This window comes from Pedobacter sp. CFBP9032 (assembly GCF_034045265.1).
Lineage (GTDB): Bacteria > Bacteroidota > Bacteroidia > Sphingobacteriales > Sphingobacteriaceae > Pedobacter.
The window spans coordinates 58762-78476 of record NZ_JAXCWE010000008.1; the positions used below are offsets into that span (position 1 = coordinate 58762).

The window sequence follows — 19715 nt, forward strand, 5'->3', positions numbered from 1 at the left end:
TTTTACATCATTATGGTCTAATTTGAATTTTCGTTCCTATTTTAACAGAACGATATAATTCATCTATTTCAGCATTCGTTAACGCAATACAGCCGTTTGTCCAGTTGTAGCACCTTTGAAATTTATTAATAAATCCCAAACCATTGCGCAATGCATGAATTTTAATGTCTCCACCAGCAGATTTCCCGGCTAGCCTGGCATGTGTTAAATCCTCTGCATTTGGATACGAGATACCCAGATTTTTATGATAGCCACTTTTATCATTTTTGGCATTGATGCTATAGATTCCTTCCGGGGTTTTCTCATCACCTTCAAATTCTTTATGGCCAACAGGCTGATCACCAAATGAAACGGTATATGTTTTTAACACCTTACCATTAGAATAGGCCAAAAGCTGTTTTTTTGACTTTCTCACTTCCAAATAATCAATTACAGCGCTTTCGGGGAGTTTTTGCTCAGGAAAAATGTTGTAAATTAATAAAGCAACTAAGGTTATTACGCAAAAAATTTTAATAAGTTTCTTCATTTTAAGTTATTTCATTCGTTTGCAACAGCATAAATTTCTTTAGCTATACTAAAAGTACCATTAATGTTTATCAAATTCCAAAAACATTCTCTTGCCAGGAGCCTACCTAATTCAATGAAGCTAGGCTCCCTTTACGACGAAATTAAATGGCTAACCGGAACGTTTCTAAACTGCAATATGATTATTTAAATCTGTAAACTTTGCCTTAATTTTGCGGCATACAAACAAAACAAAAATGGCTAAAACTAAACTTACAATAAACAACAACGGCTCGGTAAAAATAGAAGGAGATTTTGAAATTGTTGACAAAAACGGAAACAATTATGGCTTACAGGGCAGAGAAGTATTGTCAATTTGCCGTTGCGGTCTTTCTCAAAACAAACCCTTTTGCGATGGCGCACATAAAGGCCATTTCGAGCATGATGCAATAGCTTTTGATCTGCCTCCAAAAAAGGTATAAACAATAATCTTTTACTGAAAGCCTTACAGAAATGTAAGGCTTTTATTTTACCTTATTTTTTTTAGAACCATAACAACGAAAATTTCTTGTAACAAATTTTCATAAAATTTTATAATCTGAATAAATAAACGTTAATTAGACGATTATTTATTGTTATGAGCGCAGCAAACTATGTAATTGGTGTAGATTACGGCACGGACTCTGTTCGTTCGGTTCTGGTCGACACCGCAAACGGAAAAGAAATTTCAGCTTCTGTTTTTCTTTATCCCCGATGGCAAAAGGGTTTATATTGTAAACCATCAGCCAATCAATTCAGACAGCATCCATTAGATTATATTGAGGGTTTAGAACACACCATTAAAGCTTGTATTGAAAAAGCTGGTGGTGCAGAAATTGCTCAGTTGATTAAAGGGATCTCTATTGATACCACTGGTTCCAGTCCGGTGGCTGTTGATGCCACGGGTAATCCCCTGGCACTCACACCAGGTTTTGAGGAAAATCCAAACGCCATGTTTGTACTTTGGAAAGATCATACTGCCGTTAAGGAAGCCGCTGAAATTAATGAGCATGCTACTAAATTCGCTACTAATTACCTGAAATATGTTGGAGGAATTTATTCTTCCGAATGGTTTTGGTCGAAGTTACTTCGCATCTTAAGAGTTGATTCATCTATCAAAGCTGGGGCTGAATCATGGGTGGAACATTGCGACTGGATTCCCTTTTTATTAACCGGGGGAACGGATGTAAACACCATGAAACGCAGTCGTTGTGCAGCCGGACATAAAGCTTTATGGGCCGAAGAATTTAATGGCTTACCTCCTGAAGATTTTTTTAGCAGCCTTGATCCGCTTTTAGCCGGGTTTAGAGATAAATTATTTAATGATACCTATACTTCAGATGTTTCTGCCGGAACTTTAAGTGAAGAATGGGCAAATAAATTAGGCTTAAATACTAATGTGGTGATTGGTGTTGGTGCTTTCGATGCCCATATGGGTGCCGTTGGCGGTCAGATTGAACCGTATTATTTAAGTAAAGTAATGGGTACGAGTACCTGCGATATATTGGTGGCTCCGAATCAGGATTTACATGGTAAATTAATTGGTGGCATCTGCGGACAGGTAAATGGTTCTGTTATTCCGGGTATGGCAGGATTAGAAGCAGGTCAGTCTGCCTTCGGCGATGTGTACGCCTGGTTTAAAAACTTAATTAGCTGGCCTTTAAATCATTTATTGACAGAATCTGATTTAATTAACGAAGCGACAGCAATTGCCTTAAAAGATGAATTAGAAAGTAAAATCATTGCCAATTTAAGTAAACAAGCTGAAGCTTTAGAGGATGATGATTATGCTGAATTAGCCATTGATTGGTTAAACGGCAGAAGAACCCCTGATGCCAATCAGGAGCTTAAAGGTGCCATTATTGGTTTGGGTTTAGGCACTGATGCGCCAAGGTTTTTCCGTGCTTTGGCTGCTGCTACTTGTTTCGGTGCGAAAGCAATCGTAGATCGTTTTAAAGAGCAAGGTGTTCCGGTAAAAGGAATCATCGGGATAGGTGGTGTAGCTAAAAAATCAGCTTATATTATGCAAATGATGGCCGATGTATTGGAAATGCCCATCAGAATTCACCGTTTCGAACACACTTGCGCTTTAGGTGCGGCCATGTTTGCAGCGGTTGCGGCGGGTATTTATCCCAACATCGAAGCCGCAATGGCCGCTATGGGTACCGGATTTGAGAAAGAATATACTCCAAATGTGAAAAAACAGAAATTGTATCGCCAGCATTACCAGGCTTATTTAGGCTTGGGCAGATACTTAGAAAAACACAATAAAAAAGACGTAAAACCGTACTTGTCATGAGCAATTACCAGGATATAAAAGAACAGGCTTATCAGGCCAATATGCAGTTACCAAAACTGGGGCTGGTACTCTTTACTTTCGGGAACGTAAGTGCAGCTGATCGTGCTCAGGGTGTTTTTGCCATTAAACCGAGTGGTGTGCCTTATGAGGATTTATCACCGGATAAAATGGTGATTGTCGATTTTGATGGGAATACCGTTGAAGGGAATTTGCGTCCATCTTCAGATACCAAAACGCATGCTGTTTTATATAAACATTGGGAAGATATTGGCGGCGTAGTACACACGCACTCTACCTATGGAACCGCCTGGGCGCAGGCGCAAAAGGCCATTCCAATTTTTGGGACCACTCATGCTGATCATTTAACGGTTGACATTCCTTGCGCAGCACCAATGGATGATGCCATGATCAAAGGAAACTACGAATATGAGACTGGCTTCCAAATTATGAATCACTTTAAAGATCTGGGGCTAAGTTATAAGGAAGTTGAAATGATTTTGGTCGGTAATCACGCACCTTTTACCTGGGGAAAAACCGCTGAAAAAGCAGTTTATAACAGCGCTGTTTTAGAAGCAGTAGCACAAATGGCCTTATTAACACAACAGATTAATCCACAGGCACCAAAATTAAAGGATTCCTTGATCGAAAAACACTTTGAACGGAAGCATGGTGCCGGGGCTTATTATGGGCAGGTTTGAGTCTTGAGTCTTTAGTCCAGAGTCTAGAGTCGAAAGTCCAGAGTCTAATATCCAGAGTCTAAAGTTCAGGGAGCGGAATTAGTTTGGAGTTGAGAGTTGGAAGTCTTTAGTCGAAAGTCTTGGGGCCAGAATGAGTTTGCAGTTGAAAGTTGAACAAGCTAAAAAGACTTAAATAAAACAGCATAAATTAAAAACAATATAGTAATGATTGATTTAAAGAAATTACAAGTTTGGTTTATCACTGGTACGCAGCATTTGTACGGTGAGGAGACCTTAAAACAAGTGGCAGATCATGCACAGGAAGTAGCAGATTCGTTAAACCAAAATGGAAATATCTCCGTTTCGGTCGTTTACAAACCAATTGTAAAAACAACTGAAGAGATTTTCGAAACGCTACAACAAGCTAACATCGATGAAAATTGCATCGGTGTGATCACCTGGATGCATACCTTCTCTCCTGCTAAAATGTGGATCAGGGGTTTAAATGTTTTGCAAAAGCCTTTGCTTCATTTACACACCCAATTCAATCGGGATATTCCTTGGAATACCATCGATATGGATTTCATGAACTTAAACCAAAGTGCACATGGTGACCGTGAATTTGGGTTCATGGTGACCAGAATGCGTAAAGATCGTAAAGTGGTGGTTGGCCATTGGCAAGATGAAGAAGTAGCAAAACAAATCGATACCTGGTGCAGAGCTGCCGCCGGATGGAACGATTGGCAAGGTGCTAAATTTGCTCGTTTTGGTGATAATATGCGCTATGTTGCTGTTACCGACGGTGATAAAGTTGAAGCAGAAATGAAATTTGGCTTCGCAGTAAACACTTACGGCATTGGTGATTTAGTGGCTGTAATTAACGCGATCGATGAAAATTCTATTCAGGATTTATTGAAGGAATACGAAGAAACATACCACATGGCCGACGATTTGAAAGCTGGCGGTGCCAGACATCAATCTGTTTATGATGCTGCAAAAATCGAGCTGGGCTTACGTAAATTCCTGGTAGACGGTGGTTTTAAAGGATTCTCTGATACATTTGAGGATTTACATGGCATGATTCAGTTACCGGGTATTGCTGCGCAACGTTTAATGGCCGATGGTTACGGTTTCGCTGGTGAAGGTGATTGGAAAACAGCTGCTTTGGTTCGCGCGTGTAAAGTAATGGGCGCTGGTTTACCTGGCGGCAATGCTTTTATGGAAGATTATACTTATCATTTCGATCCTGCTAACGCCATGGTTTTAGGTTCGCATATGCTGGAAGTGGATGCTTCATTGGCGAATGGCAAAGCAAGTTTAGAGGTTCACCCTTTGGGTATTGGTGGCAAGGCTGATCCTGCCCGTCTGGTTTTTAACGTAGGTAGTGGCGATGCGCTAAATGCTTCTTTAATTGACATGGGAAATCGTTTCCGCTTGTTAGTAAACGAAGTAACAGCTGTTGAAGCGGAGCATGATTTACCAAACTTACCTGTTGCACGTGTACTTTGGAAACCGCTTCCTGATATGAAAACTGGTTGTGCCGCATGGATTTATGCTGGTGGTGCACACCATACGGCTTATAGTCAGAATTTAACGACAGAACATTTATCAGACTTTGCAAATATTGCTGGTTTGGAATACATCAACATTGGTGCTGATACCAAAATTAATCAGTTCAGAAATGAGTTGCACTGGAATGAGGTGGCTTATAAATAATTCATAATAAGTTCTGTAATTGAAAGCCGATAGTTTTATAAATTATCGGCTTTCATTTTTTAAATGAGGCTGCAGATTCGCAGATTATAATTTGGTTGGTGAGACACCAACCAATAAAGCGTCTCAAAGGCTAGCCTTTCACAATAGCAGTAAAATCTGAAAAGTCTTCTATCTTAAATACTCTAATATCTCTCACAGACTTTTTGAACCAATCAATATTAGATAGAATATTAATGGCTTTATAAACTGCCGTTAAATTCCCTTCTGTAACATAAGTACTGCCTTGAATCCAATAAAAACCATTTTTATTTAAATGATTTTTTATTTCTACATAAGCGCTATGATATTTCTCGCCATATTCTTTTTTCAAATCAGCGATGGTCATATCAAAGCTTAATGCGTACATGTTTCTTTACTTAAAAACCTAAAAAGATCTTCTTTCTCAAAAAATACTTCTCCATCTTCAGATTCTGCTGTAATAACGATTCCAGCAAAAGGATTTTTCTCTATTTCTTTGATAGTACCATTAATCCAATCAGATCTATCAGTTACTTGGGGAGAGATTGAAACTTTGTCGCCTATTTTCATATTGAATTGGTGTTATCATTTTTAAACTCATATTAACTATAGCAAATATAATATTTTCAAACATAGATAAATATTTTGGTCAATGACAAAAGCACCTTCAGACTGACGAAGTTTTGTTAGATTTAACTTACGAAGTTTCCAAGGCCGAAAACGCAGGGGAAACTTCGTAAGTTTTCAGAATGATCTTCAGACTAACGAAGTTCTGCCACTGCACAATTCCTTCTAAACTTCGGAAGTCTTATTTCTGAGGTTTAACTTGCCAACTAATCCTCCATCTTTACCATAGCTTTAATCACTCCATTTTTTGGATCCAGCCAGCTTTCAAACTCATCTTTTACTTCTTCAAATTTAACCTGATGTGTAATGTAGGTAGTCGGTTTTACTAAACCTGCTTTCATTGATTGAATGACATGTTCAAAATCTTCAATATTGGCATTTCTGCTACTCATTAACGTAGATTCTCTTTTATGAAATTCCGGATGATTAAAAATCAAATCACCTTTTTGTAAGCCAATCAACACAAACCTGGCACCATGCGCTAGGTAGTTAATGGCATTATTAATCGCTTTCTGGTTTCCGGTGGCATCAATTACCACGGTAGGCATATCGCCATTGGTGAGCTGACTCAACTGCTCACTAACATCCGGAGATAGTGCATTGATGGTATGCGTTACACCAATTTTTTCCTTACAAAAAGTCAGCCGATCATCGTTAATATCAAGCGCAATTACCTTGCCTCCGGCAATCCTTGCAAATTCCATCGTACCCAAACCAATCGGGCCAGCGCCAATTACCAAAACAAATTCTCCAGACTGCACGTCAGCCCTTCGAACGCCATGGGCACCAATCGCCAAAGGCTCTACCAACGCCAGTTCGTCATAACTTAATCCTGCTCCATGTAAAAGTGTTCGCGAAGGTACCTGAAGATACTCACGCATTCCGCCATCAACATGCACGCCACAAACCTGCATTTTCACACAGCAGTTTGGCTTATTCATCCTGCAGGAAATACATTCCCCACAGTTGAAATATGGAATAAAGGTAACAGCCTCTCCTATCTTAAAATCGTTTCTTCCATCAAGCTCGATTAATTCTCCAGAAAGCTCGTGACCTAAAACTCTTGGATAGTTGAAGAAAGGCTGGGTACCTTCAAAGGCATGTAAATCCGTTCCACAGATCCCGATACGTTTAATCTTTATAATGGCGTGGTCCTTTTTAAGTTCAGGTTTTTCAGTTTCTGAATATTCAAAGGTTCCTGGTGTTGTGCAAGTAAGAGTTTTCATTTTATTTTAATGAGAGAAGGATTGAATTTTGAATTAGTGAATTACTAAATTTTGAATGAAAGAATGATTTAATTAATGAATTGTTTAAAGCGATTGCATAAGCTTTTACTCATTTAATTATTCTCTAATTCTTTCATTTATTCATTTTATCATTCCCTAATTCATTTATTTATTAGGCGTTGGCTAAAGCCCTGTCTAAATGCACATAACCACCATCAACATGAATGATCTGTCCGGTGGTATGGCTTGATTTATCCGATAATAAAAATGCTGCCATATTGGCGATTTCTTCTGCCGTAGTCATTCTATTTTCTAAAGGAATTTTAGCCGTTATTTCGTCCAGTTTGGCTTGAGCATCTGGCAAAGTTTCTATCCAGGTTTCATAGGCTGGTGTCCAGCATTCAGCTACCACTACAGCGTTAACCCTGATACCATACTTTAGCAACTCAACAGCCCACTCGCGCGTTAAGGCATTACGCCCACCGTTCGCAGCGGCATATGCAGATGTATTTCCCTGGCCTGTTTCGGCAGTTTTGGAAGTGATGTTTACGATTGCACCTTTGCTTTTAATCAGTTCTGGCAAAGCGTGATGTGCCATTAAATAGTAATGAACTACATTTTTATGCAAAGAAGCCATGAAATCTTCATAGTTTCCGTGTTCTAAGCCTACTCCATCATTCACCCCAGCGTTGTTCACCAATCCGTCGATTCTACCGAATTGCGCTACAATGGCTGCAATTACATTTTTACAATCTTCCGGATTAGAAAGTTCTGCCACAAATTGAGCCGCCTTTCCGCCGTTTTCTTCAATTGCCGCAACAACCTTTTCATTGTCTTCCGCTTTTCGTCCAACAATTACCGCAATTGCATTTTCTTTTGCAAATACTTCTGCAATGCTCCGGCCAATGCCTTTTGCAGCGCCGGTAACAATCACAACTTTTCCTTTTAAATTTAAATCCATATCTTTTTAATTAGTAGTTAATGAATGAGTGGATTAGTGAATGATTGAATGTATATAAATTACGAATAAAATTTTCCATTTAATCAATCTCTGTTTTATCAATCCATCATTCTTTCATTCCATCATTCTTTCATTCCATCATTCTCTCCCTCAGTCATTCCATTACTCTATCATTACTTTTACATCTGTTTTTCTCGCTTCTGGCAAGACTTTTAAATCTATTAATTTTCCATTTTTCAAAGTTCCTTCAACTGTAGTTTGGTATGGTGCAAAAAGTTTGAAATGTACATCCCAATCTTTTGGCCAGGCCGGAAACAAATAAAGCTTTTTTCCATCCACCTGCATTAACATTTCCTGCAAACCAATCATCCCTGAGCCGCCCCAATTGTGATCAGGTGTCCAGTCGAAACCAGGCCCCCAAAATGCTGGAAACCTTCTTCCGGAATCCTTAAGTTTTAGGGTGGTAAGCTTTTCGGCTTCTTCAGTTAAACCTAACCTTGCGGCGAAGATATTATCTTGTTTCCAACCTATATGACTTCGAAATTTAATTACATCGGTATCGTATTTAAATGTATTAATTGCCGTATCCAGTCCAGCTTTGCCAATGCCATAAATCCCCCAAGGATAAACCGGGTATAACTGCGGACTTTCAGTATTGTTAATCCGCTCCCAAACTTTTGCAGGTGAAATAGTGGTATGTCCCTCAAACTGCCTGAAGCTAATTGAAGGAATCATCTGGAGCATCTCAGTCCACTCTTTCTTTTTATTGCCTGGCAAGGATGGATATTCAATCAACCGCTCCAGCACAGTTTTCAAAGCCGCTATGGTGGAAGCAGAATTATATGCCATTTTATAGGTTTCGGCACCAGAACCGGGATACAACACCATATGTCCATTTCCATCCAAAGCTTTCGCCCCACGTTGCTTTGCCAAATAAGCGTAGTGTTCCCTAAAGAAAGTCAAAGAACTTTCGATTAAAGGGAGGTACTGCTTAATATCTCGATTGTCGTATCTTTCCGTTTCGAGGATCATCATGCAAAATTCCAGCACGGTATCCCATTCGTATTCCAGCCAGGCATTGTATTCCATTCCCTGATTAAAACCCGCCGGGCGTTTCCATCCATATTCCGCAGGATTTGGCAGACCAAAATTCTCTAGCTGTTCGGTGAAACTGGCACCTTTATGCCCCCATGCGGCTTCTGTTCTGATTTCTGCATTCTTGAGCAGGTTAAGATAGAAATCAAACTGTGGTTTCATCAGCTCAAAATCGCCACTTTTTAACAACGGCCAGTATACCAGTCGCTGGTTTTGAGCGGTATGCGTCCCTCCTCCCCAATTTCTAAAATCTGGTGTGTATTTTAACGTTGAATCGGTAAATTGCGGATCATAAGTAAACAATCCACCGTTGAATTTGGTTGGATATTTTCCGAAGGCATTGCAGCCCAACATAAACCTGAATAGCTGGTAATTTCTTGAGGATTGATTCGCCGTTTCATCCTTTGCGCTGATGTTAATAAAACTTCTTTTCCAGTAATCATTCCACCATTTAATACTAGGCGTTTGACTTGCCGAAGTTTTAATCGCATATATTTCTTTTTCCCAAGCTGGAACCGATGTCGCTTTACTGGTATTTAAGCGAATGGTAATCTGCTCAGATTTTGTTGGCAATTGACTTTTTAACGTCCAGCCTTGAAATGGTGTATTCATGTAGGTTCCAGAATAATTTCCAGCTGGAATCATTTTATCTCCATGTAACGAACCGCCAAAAATTAAGTTTTTCAAGGGATTAAATAATTCTGTTTTTCTATTTTCTAAACCCTGCTGTTTTACGGCAACATCAAATACAGTTTCCGGTTTATTTTGATGATAGAATTGAATAATATTTCCTTTGAAGCCAATTTCGTCTTTAAAGGTTTTAACTACACCCTGTGGCGCCCATTTGTAGGCGTTTTGATTGTTCTCCTTCCCTTTTGTAATCCGATCTTCAAAACGCCAGCTTTCATAACTCGCTTCAGTTGTTACTTTCTGACTGGATTTAATATCCAGATGAATTACAGGGTTAAAAACATCAACCCAAATCTTAATTTGAGTCTTTAGCTTGCTAGTTGAACCTGAAATCTGCGCATAACCATCATTTAAAATTAGTTCCTGCTTAAAGGTTTTCCCTTCGAATGGGTTTGGACTTAACTTTAGTTTTACACGACCAAGTTTAAGCAGGGTATTATTTTCGTCAAAGGTGCCACTTCGGGATAGGTAAAGGTATACTTCTCCTTTTTCTACCCAAAGATTAAGGCCAATATCGCCACCGCCCACTGGCATTGATTCTGATGAATTAAGGCTCTGGGTAGTCCACGTTACGTTTTCTTGTGATTGTGCTGTTGAGATTGATAAAAATATAAGCAAAATATATGACCAACTTAGAAACCTAGGCGCAGCCAAGAAAGAATTTACAACCTTTGACCATATAACAGCATATGAGTTCCTGGCTAAAATACTCAGCGTTCTATGTGCCTTTGTGGCGATGTATATCTTTCTGGTTAACATCATTACTAATTATCCCAATTATCGGTACGGAAAGAAGATACGGGCAAACCATCGTTTCCAAATAAATCACCATTAACAAAATCTTTAAAAGCATATCTAACGGCCACAGGTACCTTTACCTTATCAGCCGAAACGGTAACACTGCTTCCTTTTATTTCTGCTTTCGCAGGATAAAATTTCTGATCAGCCCCGGCAATTTCGAATAAAGACAGGGTTTTCCCAAAAGAGGTGATGCCATTGGGTACGTTCTGAAATTTCACAACCGCTTCATTTTTAACAATTGTTACCGATTCATAAGCAGGGCTTACGCCGCCAAAACCTTTTATGCCATAAGTTTTCGACAATGCTAAATAGGCTAACCGTTCCCCTCCTTGTTTTTTATTGGCTGGGTGGATGGAGTTTTCTTCGCCAATATCCAATAATACAGCCATTCCTGAATTTGGAATTATTGAAAGTGATTTACGCTGCGCATCTCGGATAAAGGCAGAATTATTAATTTTTGTTCCTTTTCCAATAGTTGAATAATTATAACTAAAAGGTGCAATCTGTGCATAATAAAAAGGAAATTCTCCAATATCCCAATGTTGTCTCCAGCTGGAAACCATGGCCGGAAAAAAATCTTCGTAGCGGTCTGGCCTTTCGAAATTGGATTCGCCCTGGTACCAGATGGCTCCCTTTATGCCGTAACCAATTACCGGATAAAGCATGCCATTGTACAAGGTTGTTGGTGTTCGGCTCACTTCTTTGATCGAATCTCCCTTTGATGGTATTTTGATTTCTGTAAAGGGCTTCAAATCTTCTGGCGACATCCATGCTTCAATTGTGGAACCACCATAACTGTCGTTGATGATTCCGATGGGAACCGTTAAAACTTCACTCAGCAGCTTACCGAAAAAGTAACCCGTTGCGCTGAAGTTGGATACCGCCTCTGGTTCGGCCAGTTTCCATTGGGAAGCTTTACTGTTTTCTTGCTTTTCGGTTATGGAAGAACGCGGAACGGTATAAAGCCTGATGTTTTGGTTTGTAGATTTTAAAATCGCCTCAGCCGAACCAATAATCGGCTGACTTTTGAAACCTTTCATGGGCATTTCCATGTTCGATTGTCCGCCACAAAACCAAACTTCACCGATCAGGATATCTTTTAAAACCAGTTCTTCGCCATCATTAAATTCCATTTCATAGGGGCCGCCAGCTTTCGGAGTAGATACTTTTACCCGCCACTTTCCTTCCTGATCAGTTGTAACTTTATAAGTTTTTCTATTCCATGAAGTTTCTATTTTTACAGTGGAAGAGGGTTTCGCCCAACCCCAAATGGCCACGTTACTTTGCTGCTGTAGCACCATATGATCAGTAAAAATAGATGCGGGTTTAACCGTTGCCGATGCAATGATGCAGTAGGCAAGGTTTAAAAAAAGGAGGAGTCTTAGTTTCATTTTGTTTCTTTCTGTCATCAATTGTTTAATTACCTACTTACGAGCAGCCAATACCTCACATCGTAAAGTCTGAAGGAATAAACTTTCGTTTGCATGAGCTAGCTTCTTTATCATTTTTTCGTTTTTAAAGTGGGAAATCTTTCGGGTTTTATCACTAAAAATATACTTTATTGCCAAAGGTTCGTAAATTCTGAAGTGTAGGTAATGGCCTTATCATTATTTTCTTTTTAGTTCTCCTGATAGCCTTTCCCGGATCTAGCGACGCTAATGTTTCAGTTCTTAGCCCTGTTAAAAGATCAAAAACAGTCTCAGTAGTTGAATTTTGCCCATCATAAACTACGCTGGAGATTTTAACTAATTGGAAAATTCCATTTCTATAGATGAATTTGTGTTCATAACGAACATCATCTCTTTCTGAATTCATTAATAGATATCCTTTCTCGATAAAAAAATAAGGGATTTGATTTTTAGTATGTACACCGTTTACATATTGCGGTTCAATTACATCTGTTGATGAGAAAACCATTTTAAATTTTTTATTGGGTTGTAAAAAAAATATTTGCAACCTCAATGGAACAGATGCATCAATGGTATCCATCGTAATTACAGTTTTATCTTTTAAGCCATCCTTATTCAAATCTCCCTCTTCTAATCTAATCTGAATAGTAAAATTATCCTTCAATTTCTTTTGTTGAGCGTAGACAACAGTTTGAGCAAATGCCAGAATGAATACCACTATCTTTTTCATTTATTTGAAATATTAATTCTTATTTATTCCTCAACCTGAACCAATACAGGACCAAACAAGCCCGTAGGATTGAGTGGTTTCCCCTCCAAACGGAAAGGCGCTGTAGTTTTTGTAATTTTCTTATCTTCAGTTAATTTACTATCACCAATTAAACGGTTTGCCCAGGTATTTACCACTTCAATACTGATTTGATTTATACCTTTTTTAATGGCCTTACTAATATTTAACCTAAAGGGAGCCGTCCATAATGTACCGCAGGATATTCCATTTATTTTTACATCTGCCATGCTGGAAAAAGCACCTAAATCTATCCAGGCGTTTTTGATATCACCATCGTAATTAAATGTATTGTTATAAATTGCTGTACCTGAATAATACCGGATGGTGCTATCGGCGTGCTTGGTCCAATCAATAAGATTCTCAAACAATACAGGTTTTACAGGACCACCATACGTTGGATCAAACTGAACTTTCCAATTTTTAGAAAGGTCTTGAACGGTTTTAAAAGTTGACCAATTATTGCCATTTTCTTTCTTTGTATTTTTAGCTGACTTTTTAAAAATCACGAATAAGGATTGATTGGATGCAAACTTTAGTTTTAGATTAATGCGTCCGTTCTTTTCAGACCAGCTTTTCACTTCACGATACTCGTTGCTTACTGCATCATAAATTACAGGCGTTCTGCCTGCTACCCTGAAAGATAATATTAGATCTCTTGCTCCCGCCTTTTGATTTGAAACAAAATAAATCTCTTCATCAATGGCTGACCGATGAAAATAGGCAATTTTATCTGGTTCATGGTTTTCGTTTTCAATTGCATAAAAGTCTTTTGCTACGCCTAGCTGCTGGAAATTTTCACCATAAAATGGTGCTTTGAAAACGTCACCAGCACCCAATTTCTTCCGCTTAACAATTTGATTACCTTTTGCAGTAGCAATGAAATTTCCACCCCAAATGCTTTCGACAAGTGCGTCAAAAGATTGTTTATTAATTTGTTTTAATCCAGCTTGATACAAGGGCTTATCTCCAACAATCACTTTAGCTCCAGCTTTAATTAATTCTGAGAGTTTTTTTATCGCAGCATCACTTATATACTGATAATTGGGGTTCATTTTCATATTCCCCGGTAGCACCAAAATCTTGTAAGCGGCACCGCTTTCAAAAACTACCTCACCATTTTTTACTGTAGCCGTACTTAACACGTCTGGATTAAAACTATCATAAGCATAACCTCGAAGTGGATTTACCCAATTTTCAGGATCGGCCATATTTGCAGAATGTGTTACACCTGCCGGGATTTGTCTTAATGGTTCACCAATATTTGCCAAACGTTTTTTTTCTGATTCAACTACATCTGCTCCGAAAATACCTGGCAAAGTTTCTACCAAACGATCGGGCAGCACCGAACGCCGGGGCAATTCTTCGCCCGTGAAAACAGCAATATCTATTACTGGTTTTCCTTGCTGTAAAAGGTTTTGTGTGCGTGTTGCATAGTCTACCCAAGCCTTACCCTGCTTCCACCAGGTTTGATCGCGCTGAAAATACAATCCTACCCCATCCAATGTCATTCCAGGCTTTCGATCTATCCAGGGATTGTGCGTAAAAACATGATAAACCAGTTTATTAATTCCAAGTGCATAATTTCTATCCTGCAAGGTTTTCATGTTTCCAGGGCTTTCATTCCAATCCATTCTAACGGTGGTAAAAGCTTCTGCCTGAACGATATTCTTTCCGTAAATATGCGCCCCGGAGATTGCATCGAGCATATCATTTGGCTTATCATGAGTGGGGCTGTTTAGCCAGAACTCTCCCATTGGTACGTCAACGGTTTTGTAATGCATTAAACCATCACTCATCATTGTTGGCGCAATACTTTCCGCAGTAAACGTAACACCCTTTGCTTTCGCCAGTTCAGCGAGCGTTTTGTAAAACTGATTAACTACCAGTTCTGAAATGGTCTTCCTTACATCGTATAAAAAGTCTTCAGAAACCTTTGCACTTTCCAGAGGCAAACCCGTCATGATGGGTAAATAAGGCGTTAGGTCATATCCCCTGCGCTTTAAAAATTCGGCTTTAAAAACCGGCGACCAATTCTGGCTACCGCATTCCCAGCTATCCACATGAAAAACACTCAATACCTTTTTAGCGATTTCAGGTCCTGCATGTTTCAACGCCTCACCGTACCAGCTATTAAACTGAAGCTTCACGGCTTCAGGATTAAATTTATCACATTCTAAACCCATTCCGCCACCAGCCGTTGCATTGGTGTGTCCGGTCGAGGTATGACCAATCCTTAAAATTGTCCAGTTTCCTTTTGGTACCTTCCAATTTAACGTTCCATCTGAATTCAATTTATCTGTCAGGTTGATTACTTGGTTTAATGGGACACATAACTCCGTTCCGATTTGCTGTTCGGTACTTCTTTTGCTTATCCGCCAAACAGATCCATTTTTGCCTTCATATTGATTGATTTTTGCTTCTGAAGATAATTCCAGGTTGACCAATTTTAATGATGGTTTCCACTTTGCTGCGTCTAAATCTTCTGCACCTGGCTCTGAGTCTTTTTTATCGTAAATAAACCTGAAAAATCTGGCCGTTGTTGGGATGATTGAATGAGTAACTTCTTCATCAGTATCTTGCCAGCCATGACGTGGTGGCTCTAAACGACCTATAGCGCGATACTCTTTGCCATCATTACTCACTTCGATGGCTAACCGTTGGGCCTGATAATTATTTCCACTAACTTTTATATTTATAGATCTGCAAGTGAAAGGCTTTTCAAATTCATATTGAACAAAACATGGCTCGTTCGAACCAAAATTCTTCTTATTTCCTGGCTGAACCAAACCTGTGGCATCGGCACCATTGCTTGCCGTAATTTTTGGAATTGCTGTACGCGTTGTGATGCTTTCGCCAGGTGGCGATGGATAGGCATAAACTGCAATATCACGATAATAGTTTTCTTTACTTTCTGGTTGAGGTAAAGGTATTTTATCAATTCTATTATTGATAGTTATCTTAGACCAAACTACTTTTTGCATAGACAGTTCCGGGGTAATCCACGGACCACCTGCAAGCGCGAAACCATCGCTTACGTGCATGCCTAGTTTTAGTTTTAAACGTTTCGCTTCTGTCATTGCGAACTCCACCATTTGCCACCATTCCGGTGTAAGTTGAACCGCCGGAGGAGTATAAACTGGTGTTTTATCGGGTCCCTGAATACTCATTAAATAAGCACCACCAATGCCATTGGTTTTCATCGCTTCTAAATCAGCTGTGATGCCGGCTTTTGAAACTGCACCTTTTACCCAATACCAGAAAACCCATGGCTTAGCTTTTTCGTTTTGTTGAGCATTAAGCTTGAAGCTAAAAGTGCAAAGCAGAAAGAACAAGAAGATTTGACTAAACGTTGGTTTCATTTTAATATTTTTCGCCATTGAACAGGTTGTTTTTTAACACCTTCCTGCAATAATGATTCGTTTATTTGTGAGCGACTTTATACCCTCTTAATGCGAAGTAGAGAACGATGATAAAACAGACTAAAGGAATGCTATATCCGATCTGAATATTATCGCCATACTGATCAATCATCGTTCCCATGCTAAATGGTAAAATAGCACCACCAACAATTGACATGATTAGCCAGGAGGAACCAGGCTTGGTATCCTCACCAATTCCTTCAATGCCCAAAGCGAAGATGGTTGGAAACATGATCGACATAAAAAAGCCTATAGCTCCTAAAGCATAAACTACATAAGAACCTTGTCCGAGTATTGCCACTAAGCAAAGGAGAACGGAAATAACTGCATAAATGGCTAATAGCTTATTTGAAGCTATAAATTGAAGTAAGGCTGTTCCGGCGAAACGTCCGGCGGTGAATAAAAAACCATAGATAGCGAGATATGAGGCAGCTGTTTTTTCGTCAAATCCACCACCTTGCTGCGCCATTCTGATAAAAAAGCTTGTTACACAAACCTGCGCACCCACATAGAAAAACTGCGCAACTACTGCCCATCTTAAATGTTTATGACGTAATGCGCCGAAGAAACTACCTTTTGCCTCCCCGTCTACGCTTTTTGTTTTAATTTCCGGCAGATGGATAAAGTAAAATATAACTGCAATCACCAGCAAGATAACGCCAAGTGTGATGTAAGGTGTCTTTACTGACGCTGCCTCTTCCAGAAAATAACTATTTCTGCCCGATTCAGTCATTGCTGCCAATTCATCTTCAGTATGCGATTTTCCTGAAAGAATGAACAAACCACCAATTACGGGCGCAACCATCGCAGCCAATCCATTAAATGAGGCGGCTAAATTCAGTCTGCTGGTCGATTTCGCCGGATCGCCGAGGATTGCCGCATAAGGGTTTGCAGAAGTTTCTAGCATGGTTAAACCACAACCAATGATAAAGAGCGCAATTAAAAATGTAGCATACGATAAGTTGTTTGCTGCAGGAACAAATAAAAATGCGCCAAAAGCAAAGGCCAGTAAACCTGCGATCATAGTGGCTTTGTAGCCCCATTTCTTTAAGATAATTCCGGCTGGAATAGCCATTATAAAGTAAGCGAAGAACACAGAGGTATCAATCAACGTGGATTGTTGGTTATTTAAATTACAGGCTTTCTTTAAATGTGGAATTAATATCGAATCGAGGTTATGCGCCATCCCCCAGAGGAAAAACAAACTAACAACTAAAATAAATGGCAATAGGTATTTTTTCCCTGATGAGGGATCGTTTTCAGTGATGATTTCTGGCTGTGTGTTGTGGTTCATTATATTTGGTTTTTTTTATTGGTTCATTAGTCAGTGGTTCATTAGTCATTAGTTCAGGCTAATTGCATAGACGTTCGTTAGTCAGTGGTTCATTGGTCATTGGTTCAGGCTAATTGCATAGACGTTCATTGGTTAGTGGTTCATTGGTCATTGGTTCATTGGTCATTGGTTCAGGCTAATTGCATAGACGTTCATTTATTAGTGGTTCATTAGTCATTGGTTCATTGGCCAATTGAATAGATGTTCATTCGTTAGTGGTTCATTAGTCATTGGTTCATTGGCCAATTGTATAAATATTCATTCATCAGTAGTTCGTTCCTGTTGGTCAGTTGTATGTTAAGTATAACAATTATATTATTAAATATCGCTATAAGCACCCAGACAAATTAACTATTGACCATTGAACTAATGAACCTTCTTCTTCACCACCAGAAGATGGTCGCAGACTAATACGACTTCTCCATGTTGGTTAATGATTTCTACGTGCTCCGTTACGGTACCATTTTCCGGCCTTTTACTTTCGGCTTTATCTGAAATCGTAATTTCAGAATGAATGGTATCGCCGATGAAAACAGGTTTTACAAAACGTAGTTTATCATAACCTTTAGACATTGCTTCCGGGTTAATTTCCGAAGCAGTTAAGCCAATTCCAATGCTAAAGATCATTGTTCCATGGGCGATGCGCTGTTTAAAAGGTTGTGTGGCACACCATTCTGCATCCATGTGGTGCGGAAAAAAATCACCTGTATGACCAGCATGAACGACGAAATCGGTTTCTGTTATCGTGCGACCTAAGGTTACCCGTTTATCTTCCAATTGATAATCTTCAAAAAATGTTGATTTGAAATACATTTAATCTTTTTAAATTTATTAAGTCTTAGCCAGACTGGCTCTTTTCTTTTAACCGCAAAAGAAACAAAACTCCCGGCTTAAAATTTTTTATTGTAGTCACTGCATTGGCTGGGACAAGTTATCCCAAAAAAATTATTAGGCTAGTTTTTAGGTGAGCGAACTGCTGTACGCTGACTTTATAAATAGCAGATAGCGTCCGTCTACCAAATTGATAATCCAAAAACTTGTCACGCATAACTCATTACCCTTACCCCTCCAATATCGCTTGATTGATAGGCACTTTCGACAACTGCCATGGTTTGAATTACATCTTCAACACTAGTATTTAAAGTAGTTGTTGAACCTTCATTATACCGCATTAAATTCGCCATTGTGCCAATAAATGCTTCTGGAAACCATGATCCTTCCAATTTAACAGTTTGCCATTCAGGAGTTTCTCCCTCCTTAACAATACAATATTCAAATACATCTGGCACGCCATGTGGATAATCCATCAGCAGACCAATCTTCGCTACAATAGCCCCTTTTGTCCCCTCCCATTTCAAGTAACTTTCCTGATGATTTGCGCCAAAATCATGATCGTGATTGGTGTTAATAACGGCATGCATGGTGTCGCCATAATCCATCAAAATGGTAGACCGGGATGAAGATAGCGCCTTTGCAGGATGCTTCAAAGTCTTCGCCAGCACAGATTTTGGATTCCCCAGAAATGAACGAATCAAATCCACATAATGAATGCTATGGTATTGAATTTCTAAGCGCGGATGAATCATCACATGGGGAAATATTTCCCAGGGGGTTTCGATCGTTACCCGCACTTCCATATCATAAAGTTCACCAATTAATCCTTGCTCAATCAAAAATCTTGCAGCGCTCACAAATGGAGCAAAACGCAGCTGAAAGTTAATAGCGGCTTTAAAATTTTTAAATCTGCACAATTCTAAAATCTCTTTTGCCTGCGCAAAATCATCGCCCATTGGCTTTTGGATCAATACTGCGCTTCCATCCGGCAACTGTTTCAGCGTTTCCACATATTGCTCTGGCATAATTGTTAAATCGTAAACTGCATTGTCGGGAGCGCTTGCCACGGCTTCTGCAACTGAATCGAAAACATTCGGAATTCCGAATGCATCAGCTAGTTTCTGTGCCCGCTCTTTGGTTCTGTTTACAATGCCAAAAACATCAAAACCAGCAATTTTGTAAGCAGGAAGATGCGCATCGGCAACAATTCCACCGGCACCAATAATAATGATGGGTTGTTTGGTTTCTGGTAATTCTGGCTTGTATTTAATCTCCAT

The 19715-nt window shown here is 39.3% G+C and carries 16 protein-coding genes; 4 read left to right on the forward strand and 12 right to left on the reverse strand.

Features of this window, described 5'->3' with window-relative positions:
* Positions 1-10 precede the first annotated feature (10 nt).
* Entirely contained in the window at positions 11-526 is a 516-nt protein-coding gene (locus SOM16_RS15345; protein ID WP_320464878.1) for a L,D-transpeptidase family protein, read from the reverse strand.
* Positions 527-761: 235 nt separating this feature from the next.
* On the opposite strand from SOM16_RS15345, the gene SOM16_RS15350 reads away from it, so the two are divergent.
* The 4 genes from SOM16_RS15350 (at position 762) to araA (ending at position 5235) form a co-directional block, all read left to right on the forward strand.
* A complete protein-coding gene (locus SOM16_RS15350) occupies positions 762-986 on the forward strand; it encodes a CDGSH iron-sulfur domain-containing protein (protein ID WP_154281068.1) in 225 nt (74 codons plus the stop codon).
* A 155-nt stretch (positions 987-1141) separates the two neighbouring features.
* A complete protein-coding gene (locus SOM16_RS15355) occupies positions 1142-2842 on the forward strand; it encodes a ribulokinase (protein WP_320464879.1) in 1701 nt (566 codons plus the stop codon).
* The gene (locus SOM16_RS15360) at positions 2839-3540 is read left to right on the forward strand and encodes an L-ribulose-5-phosphate 4-epimerase (protein WP_320464880.1); all 702 of its coding nucleotides are present in this window, start codon (positions 2839-2841) and stop codon (positions 3538-3540) included. The genes SOM16_RS15355 and SOM16_RS15360 overlap by 4 nt, the downstream gene beginning before the upstream one ends.
* Before the next feature lie 204 nt (positions 3541-3744).
* Entirely contained in the window at positions 3745-5235 is a 1491-nt protein-coding gene (gene araA / locus SOM16_RS15365; RefSeq protein ID WP_320464881.1) for an L-arabinose isomerase, read from the forward strand.
* A 130-nt stretch (positions 5236-5365) separates the two neighbouring features.
* Here the strand turns inward: araA and SOM16_RS15370 are convergent, their stop codons facing one another.
* The 11 genes from SOM16_RS15370 to SOM16_RS15420 all read right to left on the reverse strand — a co-directional run bounded on the left by SOM16_RS15370 (position 5366) and on the right by SOM16_RS15420 (position 19715).
* On the reverse strand, positions 5366-5641 hold the full coding sequence (locus SOM16_RS15370) for a hypothetical protein (RefSeq protein ID WP_132535856.1): 276 nt from the start codon (positions 5639-5641) through the stop codon (positions 5366-5368).
* Complete coding sequence (locus SOM16_RS15375; protein WP_320464882.1) at positions 5629-5823, reverse strand: transcriptional regulator; 195 nt, start codon at positions 5821-5823, stop codon at positions 5629-5631. Before SOM16_RS15375 ends, SOM16_RS15370 begins: the two co-directional genes overlap by 13 nt.
* A 263-nt stretch (positions 5824-6086) precedes the next feature.
* On the reverse strand, positions 6087-7106 hold the full coding sequence (locus SOM16_RS15380) for a zinc-binding alcohol dehydrogenase family protein (RefSeq protein ID WP_320464883.1): 1020 nt from the start codon (positions 7104-7106) through the stop codon (positions 6087-6089).
* Between the two features lie 172 nt (positions 7107-7278).
* Positions 7279-8067, reverse strand: a complete 789-nt coding sequence (locus SOM16_RS15385; protein WP_320464884.1) for an SDR family oxidoreductase — start codon at positions 8065-8067, stop codon at positions 7279-7281.
* Between the two features lie 162 nt (positions 8068-8229).
* Entirely contained in the window at positions 8230-10470 is a 2241-nt protein-coding gene (locus SOM16_RS15390; RefSeq protein ID WP_320464885.1) for a DUF5703 domain-containing protein, read from the reverse strand.
* Between the two features lie 146 nt (positions 10471-10616).
* Positions 10617-12044 carry a sialate O-acetylesterase gene (locus SOM16_RS15395; protein WP_320464886.1) on the reverse strand — a complete coding sequence of 476 codons (1428 nt, stop codon included), beginning with the start codon at positions 12042-12044 and terminating at the stop codon, positions 10617-10619.
* Between the two features lie 154 nt (positions 12045-12198).
* Positions 12199-12792: a hypothetical protein gene (locus SOM16_RS15400; RefSeq protein WP_320464887.1), complete on the reverse strand. Its 594-nt coding sequence runs from the start codon at positions 12790-12792 to the stop codon at positions 12199-12201.
* Between the two features lie 23 nt (positions 12793-12815).
* On the reverse strand, positions 12816-16229 hold the full coding sequence (locus tag SOM16_RS15405) for a glycosyl hydrolase (RefSeq protein ID WP_320464888.1): 3414 nt from the start codon (positions 16227-16229) through the stop codon (positions 12816-12818).
* 43 nt (positions 16230-16272) lie between these two features.
* Entirely contained in the window at positions 16273-17565 is a 1293-nt protein-coding gene (gene fucP / locus SOM16_RS15410) for an L-fucose:H+ symporter permease (RefSeq protein ID WP_320464889.1), read from the reverse strand.
* 405 nt (positions 17566-17970) lie between these two features.
* The gene (locus tag SOM16_RS15415) at positions 17971-18417 is read right to left on the reverse strand and encodes a MaoC/PaaZ C-terminal domain-containing protein (RefSeq protein ID WP_320464890.1); all 447 of its coding nucleotides are present in this window, start codon (positions 18415-18417) and stop codon (positions 17971-17973) included.
* Between the two features lie 227 nt (positions 18418-18644).
* Positions 18645-19715 (reverse strand): Gfo/Idh/MocA family oxidoreductase, encoded by a 1071-nt coding sequence (locus SOM16_RS15420; protein WP_320464891.1) that lies wholly within the window; start codon positions 19713-19715, stop codon positions 18645-18647.